Here is an 8,615-nt window from a genome sequence, read left to right as displayed (position 1 = left end):
GGATACTGGTTATTGGCTGATGTTTATAAAGGAAGGACTTTTGTCGATGGTGTATTGAAGCAGGAAACCAAGGTGCTTGAAAGGATGGCCGCCTAAATGCTTTTTACACACCTATTGACATGACTCCTATTACCTTCACTATCAACAGCAAATGATTTAGGCCCGACTATTGCACCCTCTCCTTCATTAACAAAACCGACTTCTATATCACCAGAACCGTACGATATATTTATAGTCGTTATTTCTTTTGTCACCAGATATGTGCCTATACTATTTCCACTGGCTTTAACTTCTGAAAGGACATATTTTTCTTTATCTGCAAGCTGTTGTTTAAACGTCAATACATAATATGTGTCTCTTATAATTTCTCTCACTGCAGTCTCTATGTCTAAATTCTCAAAACTCGCGTCTATCTTTTTACCAAGAAGGTCCTTACCAACGTTCATCCTGAGTCCTGTCTTCAATCCTATGTCTTTAAGTACGTCTGAAATTTCAGCTTCTTTAGCTTGAAGGCTGATTAAGTTCTCTTTCAGTTTAACCTCAAATCCAGGTTGTTCATATGTCGTCGACAGACAAAGACCGAGGGAACCCACCAGCAAATAATAAAACAAGACCGCAAGGTAAACTAACATGCCCCTAATTAAAATTCTCTTACCCATAACTCTATCCTCCCTTGAAACGTCAGAATTAATGAAAAGCAAGTTTTTATCGCAGTTCTACACACCAGGCCTTTTAATAATATTTTTTCCCCTTACAAGGAACTTAAAAAGTTCTTTCTATGAAATATAATTGGGTATTTGCTCCCCCATTACACAAATTCCCCTTTGAGGTTGGTTTGAGGTCCTACTATAAGCAAATAGTATCACGTGAAAAAAAAGTCAAGAAATCGAATTTATTTCAAGATAGAAATTAATGCATAAGCATTTTGAATGCCGTCTCCTTACAATATTTACCATAATAAGGTACCCACTATTAGCCCATGCATTTACTTAATAAATAAAGATAACAACCGTGCGTGTTTGAATAGGAAATGAACGATGTAGATAAAATTCAGCGGTACCACCTTCTATGTGAACTCTGCCTATTTTTTGAGATCACATGAGGTGTTTGTGTCAGGAAGGATTAATTTTAATAAAAAAATTGACCTATAGTAACTTTTATGTTACTATAAATACGTGGCTAATATCAAAGTAGTCGAGTATCTGCAAAACAGCGTCTCTGTTTTTGAAAAGTGGTTCAATGGCCTTGATGCTCAAGCCGCAGCCAAGGTCACAACTGCTTTATACCGATTGGAGCAAGGCAATGTCTCTAACGTGAAATCAGCAGGGCAAGGAGTTTCGGAATTCAGGATTGATTTTGGCCCTGGATACAGGATTTATTTTGGGCGGGAGGGAAATGCGTTGGTTATTTTGCTTGGAGGAGGCTCGAAGAAAACCCAACGCGGAGACATTAGAAAAGCTCAGTCACTCTGGGCGCAATATAAGACAGAGAAGAGAAAGAAAAAATAAGGAATTAAGGAGGGCTTATGCCGATTACAAAACAATTTCGCAAAACAATTTTAGAGCGTGCTGAAAATGATGCTGAATTTCGCAGACATATGCTGACAGAGGCGGTGAATGAACTAATTGGTGGGGACCTTAATGCAGGGAAATCAATTCTGCGTGATTACATAAATGCGACGATTACATTTGAGGGACTGGCCAACAAACTCAAAAAATCAAGCAAGAGCGTTCATCGTATGTTGGGGCCTCGCGGCAATCCACGTGCTGAAAATATTCTTGAAATCATTAAACTCCTCCAGGCTCATGAACGTGTGACTCTACAAGTGAAAGTAAAAAGAGCTGCATAAGTTCAACTAATCATAATCTGTATTGCTTGCTTCGAAGGGAAACAAATATTCTCATCCGCTATGTTTTCTTTGGTAATGAGTACTGCACGAGCCGTTGCGGTTCTGTTTGTTCGTGGCTGAATGAGAGAATTTTAGCCATTTCCGTTGTCCCTCACTTTCTCACAGGAAGAGATAAAGGCTTTGCTTACTTGAAACCGTTGATGTGTAGGTGTTATCCGCACCCTCTACCGCAGCCATAGGGGCGGATCTGAGGGCAAGATAGCACTCCTGGGAAGGTCTTTTTGAGAGACCCTTTATAGCTTCTCCTTTTCCTCCAGATAGTCAAAGTGAAGGAATCAGAGCTTTTTATGCCTAATTGTTGTGAGGAAGGAATCCCCTATCAGACACTGGTGTCAAGCATTATCCATAAATTTTTATCCGGCAGACTGATCGAGCGGCGGTCATAAATCCCTTGCAGTCCTGAAAACGTTTCTTCGCAGGTGTCGTCAGCACCCGATCATTTTCTGCACGTATTCCCTGCCTCCTTACAGATGCCGGTCGATAAACCCTTTCTGTTCAACAAGCTCGTACTGGTATTTTTCGGGTTTTCTCCCGAAGCACGTGCCGAGGCTCTCAAAAATTGCGATCTCCTTCACGTCAACTTCTCTCCGCACAATCGCTTCTTCGGTCCGCATATAGTAGATATGGTTTCCTTCCACTTCAACCACCGTCACCCCGAATTTCCCTTCCTTCAGGAGCAGTATGGCTGCAGCCCCTGCCTTGTACCCGAAATTCACGTCAAAGGCAGAAGAATGTCCGGATCTCACAAGATGTCCCGGGGTAACTTCCCTCACTTCCGGGATTTCATAGACCCCCGGCGCGAACATCCCTGTCCGCTCCATAAAATCTTTCACCGCAGGATCTGTCTTCAGTCTTTTCTCGAGCTGCTGCCGCACATACTTCCCGGCTCCCGCAAGCTTGCGGTGTCCGAACGCATCAGGGGCGATGGACTCATCGTAGAGCATTTCCCCGCTTGCCTGCTTTATGCCCTCTGCCACGACGATAATGTATGTGCCGGCCTTTACATCGCTCCTTTCGATGCGTGCAAAAAACGTGGTTTTCATATGCTCATAGACCACATCAAAATCAACGGGGATTTCCGGCAGGAGGATACAATCTGCCTCAGCTCCTATCCCGCCCCTGAACGCAGTATGACCGACATACCTTCCGAATACCTCTATGACAAGAATGCGGTTGTGGCTCATTCCCGTAGTCTTTAAGTCCCTTGCAAATACCGAAATCCTGTTGATCGCGGAATCGCCTCCGACACTGTACGGATGAAGATCGAGGTCCATCGTCTTGGGGACATGCACGCAGGGGATTCCCTTCTGGCTGAGGTCCACCACCACGCTTCCGGTATCGTCACCCCCGCTGATCACAAGCGCATCGATCCTGAATTTTCTGAGTCCTTCCTTGATCCGCTCATATTTCTCCGGGTCAGCGATCTTGCTTATCTTCACCCGTGAATGCCCGGCCTCGGAACCGGCAAGGGATGCCTCTATCTTGCTTACGCGCTCTGCATTGAGGAATACCACATCATCGAGTTTCACAAGGTTATAGAGACCGGCATAGCCGTGCGGAATGACAACGGATTCGATTCCCAGGTCGTATGCCTCCCGTGCAACCCCCTTAATGACTGCATTCAGGCCTCCGCAGTCTCCACCGCTGGTGATAACGCCAATTCTCTTGATGTCAGGCATGTCGTACCTCCTTGAATTTGTAGGCTGCTATTTTTATTTAATTCAATTCCTCAATCTATCATAACTTATTGATATTACTATATATTTGTACTTTTTGCAATCTGTTGCCAGAAACCCGACAGATACATTATATTTAATTAATGACAAAAAAAAAATTATTTTGTTATACTTTTCGATACGCCTCATGTATCGGACATGGTAGTGCTTATCTGCCACTATCCTTCCCATGCAGAGGCTATTTTATACTGGGTTGATATCATGCGATTAAGAAAGAGACCGGACATAGCGTCAGTCTTTCCTTCATCAGAGACCCGGAAGCAGAATGCAATCAGGTGACGCCGGGACATGCTGATCGAAGAAGTCATAGAATTCCTGAGTAAAATCCCCCCGTTCCAGTTCCTTGACGAGTCCACCCTGAAAAATATTACCAGCGGAGTCTCCCTGGAATTCTATCCGAAAGGAACAACCATACAATATCAGGGCGGGCCTGCTCCCGAATATCTGTATATCATCAAAAAAGGCGAGGTAAAGGTATTCATCAAAAAGGACGTCGAGGATGTATTTGTTGATTACCGGGGAGAGGGCGATCTGATCGGGTATCTCCTGATATTTGGCGGAGACAAGGCACGGGCAAATGTTATCGCAGTAGATGACACCATATGCTACATGATTCGCAGGGAAACGATTCAGAACCTCCTTTACTCCAATCCTGAGGTAAGGGAATTTTTTCACAAATCCTTTCTGAACAGATATCTCGACAAAACATTCAAGGAGATACAGGACAAGAATCTTGTCTACGGCGGGGGGGACAAAATCCTCTTCACCATGCCCGTGGGAGAGCTGGCAAGCAAGGGCGTGATCAGCGCTTCCCAGGAAATCACCATTCAGAAGGCCGCCCAGATTATGTCTGACTACAGGATCAGTTCTCTCATCCTGGTCAATGCCAGCGGCATTCCGTCAGGAATAATTACGGACAGAGACCTCAGGGATAAAGTCGTCTCCAAAGCAAAGGACTGCAAAGATCCGGTGACCGAAATCATGAGTGTTCCTCACGTGAGGGCAGATGTGAAGGAATATTGCTTTGAAGCCATCCTGAAGATGGTCAAGCATAATGTGCACCATCTGCTGGTGATGAAAGACGGGAAACTGAAAGGAGTCCTGACCAACCACGACCTCATGCTGATTCAGGGCACCTCTCCGCTCTCGGTCGTGAAGGACATCGAAAGCCAGAGCACTGTCGACGCCCTTATTCCCGTCTCGATGAGAATCAACAACATCGTCGGCCTGCTTCTGAGTGAAGGCGCTAAGGCCAGCAGCATCACAAGGATTATTACCGAAATCAATGACAGGCTGGTGAGAAAGATCCTCGAAATCGCGGAAGACCGGTTCGGCGAACCTCCGCTTCCCTACTGCTGGATTGCATTCGGCAGCGAAGGCCGCAAGGAGCAGACCTTCAAGACAGACCAGGACAACGCCCTCATCTATCATGATCCGGCAAATGCAGAAATGGCAAAAACCGCGGAGGAATATTTCCGTGAGTTCACCCTGTTTGTGAGGGACGGCCTGCTGAAATGCGGGTTCCCGCTCTGTCCCGCCGACTTCATGGCCACCAATCCCATGTGGCGCCAGCCGCTGCATGTATGGAGAAAGTACTTCACGAACTGGATATCCACCCCGACATCAGAGGCAGTAATGAATTCCGTGACTTTTTTCGACTTCAGGGCAGTATACGGGGAAACAAGGCTCCTTGACTGGCTGAAGGATTTCACCCTGTCCATGGTGAAGGACAAAAAAGTATTTCTGGGATACATCGCAAACATGGCAATAAAGAACATGCCGCCGATCGGCTTTCTGAAGACCTTTGTGGTCGAAAAAAGCGGTGAACACAAAGACGAACTGAATATGAAAATCAAGGGGCTTGCGCCGGTAGTGGATCTTGTGCGGCTGTTTGCCCTCGAAAAAGGAGTCCGGGAAACCTCCACCATCGAGCGGATCAACATCCTGAAAGATATGCATACCATCATGAAAGAGTATGCCGACGAACTCCTGCACGCCTTTGAATTCATCATGCTGATCAGGATTCAGCACCAGTTCTCCCAAATGAAAGAGGGCAAACCCATCAACAATTTTATTAACCCGAACAAACTGAGCAACCTTGAGAAAAGGATTGCGAAGGAGACCTTCCAGCTTATCTCAAAAATCCAGGACTTGATCATCGAGAGATATAAAGCTATGATCTGGTAAAAATACATAATGGAATTCTTCAGGTTCTGGAAACAGCCCCCGCTGCCCATCGAAAGGAATACCCCTCTTGCAGATACCAGATATGTAGTAATCGATACCGAACTTACCGGACTGAATGAGAGAAAAGACTCGATAATCTCGATCGGAGCCGTCAGAATGTCCGGGATGAGAATCGAACTCGGCAACACGTTTCACCGGCTCGTCAAACCGGTTGCGGGGTTTAAACCGGAAAGTGTGGTCATCCATGGCATTACCCCTTCCGATGTCCAGTCTCAGCCGGGGATCAAACCAATACTTTCAGAGTTTCTGCAGTTCTGCGGCGATGACATCATTGTCGGTCATTGCGTATCGATAGACCTGAGATTTCTCGGCAGGGAGATGAAAAGATCTCTCGGGGGATCAATGCAGAATACCGCCATCGACACCTTCAGGGTCTATGAATGGCTCTGCCGGAAGACAGCCCGTGAAGGGTGTTTCTCCGCCATTCCCAGAGACGCTTCCCTCTATACAATTGCAAAATGCTTCGGCATCACTGTGCGCGGTGCGCATGATGCCCTGATCGACGCCTATATCACCGCGCAGCTTTTTCAACGTTTTTTTCCTGTGCTCCTCGAGACCGGAGTACAGCAGATAGGAGACCTTATAGAAATAGGGAACCCTGAAAAAGGAGGTGGAGCGTTCAAACTAACAGGTGAAATAAGCAACCTTTAGCACAAAAAATTAACCCGGGGGGTAAAGAATGAGCAACAAAAGCAGCAAGAAAACGGTACAGGACATTCTTGAAGACGAAGACTTCAAGAAATTGTCAAGTCAGAAAAATTCCATATCCATAATTCTCACGATCCTTGAGTTGATTGTATACTTCGGGTTTATCGCCCTGATCGCCTACCACAAACCCTTCCTCTCGATGAAAATCAGCGGCGCAATAACCGTGGGCATTCCGATTGCAGTGAGCGCTATTGTTCTCTCATGGATACTGACCGGAATCTATATCCGCTGGGCGAACAGCAAGTATGATGTGATGGTCAAAAAAGTCAGAGATAAAATAGGAGGCTAGCGTACATGGAACAGACGACCATTGGACAAGTTCATACGACATCGATTCTCTTCTTTTTTCTCTTCGTGGTATCCACCCTTCTGATTACCTACTGGGCAGCCAAGAGAACAAGAACTACCAAAGAGTTCTACGCAGCCGGAAGAAGCATCACAGGGTTTCAGAACGGTCTTGCCCTTGCAGGAGATTATATGAGCGCAGCCTCCTTTCTGGGGATAGCCGGTCTTGTGTCAACCAAAGGGTACGACGGCCTGATCTATTCGGTAGGCTGGCTTGTCGGCTGGCCCATTATCATGTTTCTCATTGCGGAACCCCTGAGAAACCTCGGCAAATATACCTTTGCCGATGTCGTAGCATTTCGCCTGAAGCAACGGCCCATCAGGGCTGCTGCCGCCGCCGGATCGCTCGTGACAGTCCTCTTCTACCTGATTGCACAGATGGTCGGCGCCGGAACACTGGTAAAACTTCTGTTCGGGATACCTTTCGAGGTTGCCGTTGTCATTGTCGGCGCGCTCATGATCGCCTATGTGCTTTTCGGAGGCATGATCGCCACCACGTGGGTGCAGATCATTAAGGCTGTGCTGCTCCTCGGAGGCGCAACAATACTGGTTCTTCTCACGATGGTAACCTTCAGTTTCAGCTACGGGGACCTCTTCGGACAGGCAGCACAGAAATACGGTGAAAATTTTCTGGAGCCCGGCGGACTCATTACCAGCCCGCTTGAGGCATTTTCACTCGGCCTCGCCCTGATGTTCGGAACAGCGGGACTCCCGCATATTCTCATGAGATTCTATACTGTTCCGGATGCAAAGGAAGCGAGAAAATCAGTGTTTTATGCAACAGGGTTCATCGGCTATTTTTATATTCTTACCGTCACCATCGGCTTTGGCGCCGCGGTTATTGTGGGACAGAAAATCATTACCAGCATCGATAAGGGTGGCAATATGGCTGCTCCCCTGCTGGCTGAAGCGCTGGGCGGGACATTTTTCCTTGGATTCCTGGCCGCAGTTGCGTTTGCCACAATTCTCGCTGTTGTCGCAGGCTTAACGCTTGCCGGCGCATCCGCGCTTTCCCACGACCTCTATGTCGGCGTGTACAGGCGGGGAGAGGCCGCGGAAAAGGAAGAGGTCAAGGTCGCGAAGATCGCTACCCTCTGTCTCGGCGTTGCAGCTATCCTGCTCGGGATCCTGTTCAAGGGCCAGAATGTGGCCTTCATGGTCGGGCTTGCATTTGCCGTGGCATGCAGTGCGAATTTTCCTGCGCTTCTGTTGTCAATTGTATGGAAGAAATTCACCACAAAAGGAGCTGTGGCCAGCATCTATACCGGCCTGATTCTCGCGACCGGCCTCATCATCCTGAGTCCCACGGTATGGGTGGACCTATTCCATGCAAAAGAGAAAACCGCCATCGAAACCCAAATCAGGGATGTCGAGACACACTCAAAGGCAAAGATAGAAGCCCTTGAACTCGAAAAGGCAACGGGGGGAAAGGTTGCTGAGCTCGACACCGCGATTTCTGCAGAAAAAACCAGTGCTGAAACGCAGATAAAAGAGCTGAAGTCCACGATGCCAAAGCCTGTATTCCCCATGAAAAATCCTGCCATAATCTCCATGGGAATGGCTTTTCTTGTGGGCATTTTAATCTCTCTCCTGACCCCGGAGAGAGAAGCAGCCGCGAAGTTTGAAGATGAAAAAGTCAGAACATATGTCGGACTGGGCGCTGAATAACA

At 47.1% G+C, this 8,615-nt stretch carries 7 protein-coding genes and 1 pseudogene; 6 read left to right on the top strand and 2 right to left on the bottom strand.

Features of this window, described 5'->3' with window-relative positions; all coding sequences use genetic code 11:
• Positions 1–92: 92 nt before the first annotated feature.
• Positions 93–659, bottom strand: coding sequence for a hypothetical protein (locus AB1552_13350; GenBank protein ID MEW6054752.1), 567 nt, complete (start codon positions 657–659; stop codon positions 93–95).
• Between the two features lie 525 nt (positions 660–1,184).
• Here AB1552_13350 and AB1552_13345 point away from each other — a divergent pair.
• Together AB1552_13345 and AB1552_13340 are read left to right on the top strand one after the other, a co-directional pair.
• Positions 1,185–1,508, top strand: a complete 324-nt coding sequence (locus tag AB1552_13345) for a type II toxin-antitoxin system RelE/ParE family toxin (GenBank protein MEW6054751.1) — start codon at positions 1,185–1,187, stop codon at positions 1,506–1,508.
• Between the two features lie 17 nt (positions 1,509–1,525).
• On the top strand, positions 1,526–1,849 hold the full coding sequence (locus AB1552_13340; protein MEW6054750.1) for a transcriptional regulator: 324 nt from the start codon (positions 1,526–1,528) through the stop codon (positions 1,847–1,849).
• A gap of 524 nt (positions 1,850–2,373) precedes the next feature.
• Here the strand turns inward: AB1552_13340 and AB1552_13335 are convergent.
• Positions 2,374–3,579, bottom strand: a complete 1,206-nt coding sequence (locus tag AB1552_13335; protein ID MEW6054749.1) for a 6-phosphofructokinase — start codon at positions 3,577–3,579, stop codon at positions 2,374–2,376.
• A gap of 354 nt (positions 3,580–3,933) precedes the next feature.
• Between AB1552_13335 and AB1552_13330 the strand changes: the two genes are divergently transcribed.
• The 4 genes and pseudogenes from AB1552_13330 to AB1552_13315 all read left to right on the top strand — a co-directional run bounded on the left by AB1552_13330 (position 3,934) and on the right by AB1552_13315 (position 8,271).
• Positions 3,934–5,832 carry a DUF294 nucleotidyltransferase-like domain-containing protein gene (locus AB1552_13330; GenBank protein ID MEW6054748.1) on the top strand — a complete coding sequence of 633 codons (1,899 nt, stop codon included), beginning with the start codon at positions 3,934–3,936 and terminating at the stop codon, positions 5,830–5,832.
• Between the two features lie 9 nt (positions 5,833–5,841).
• Positions 5,842–6,543 (top strand): 3'-5' exonuclease, encoded by a 702-nt coding sequence (locus AB1552_13325; GenBank protein MEW6054747.1) that lies wholly within the window; start codon positions 5,842–5,844, stop codon positions 6,541–6,543.
• Between the two features lie 28 nt (positions 6,544–6,571).
• Complete coding sequence (locus tag AB1552_13320; GenBank protein MEW6054746.1) at positions 6,572–6,889, top strand: DUF485 domain-containing protein; 318 nt, start codon at positions 6,572–6,574, stop codon at positions 6,887–6,889.
• 5 nt (positions 6,890–6,894) lie between these two features.
• A pseudogene (locus tag AB1552_13315) lies at positions 6,895–8,271 on the top strand (sodium/solute symporter).
• Positions 8,272–8,615: the final 344 nt, after the last annotated feature.

It is taken from the genome of Nitrospirota bacterium (assembly GCA_040754395.1).
Classification (GTDB): domain Bacteria; phylum Nitrospirota; class Thermodesulfovibrionia; order Thermodesulfovibrionales; family SM23-35; genus JBFMCL01.
The sequence above is the reverse complement of the archived record's forward strand: the minus strand, read 5'-3'. Positions and strand labels throughout refer to the sequence as shown.

Bases quoted from the DNA above. Each gene is read 5' to 3' on its own strand.
- AB1552_13350 (MEW6054752.1), bottom strand. From the start codon at position 659: ATGGGTAAGAGAATTTTAATTAGGGGCATGTTAGTTTACCTTGCGGTC.
- AB1552_13340 (MEW6054750.1), top strand. From the start codon at position 1,526: ATGCCGATTACAAAACAATTTCGCAAAACAATTTTAGAGCGTGCTGAA.
- AB1552_13330 (MEW6054748.1), top strand. From the start codon at position 3,934: ATGCTGATCGAAGAAGTCATAGAATTCCTGAGTAAAATCCCCCCGTTC.
- AB1552_13325 (MEW6054747.1), top strand. From the start codon at position 5,842: ATGGAATTCTTCAGGTTCTGGAAACAGCCCCCGCTGCCCATCGAAAGG.
- AB1552_13320 (MEW6054746.1), top strand. From the start codon at position 6,572: ATGAGCAACAAAAGCAGCAAGAAAACGGTACAGGACATTCTTGAAGAC.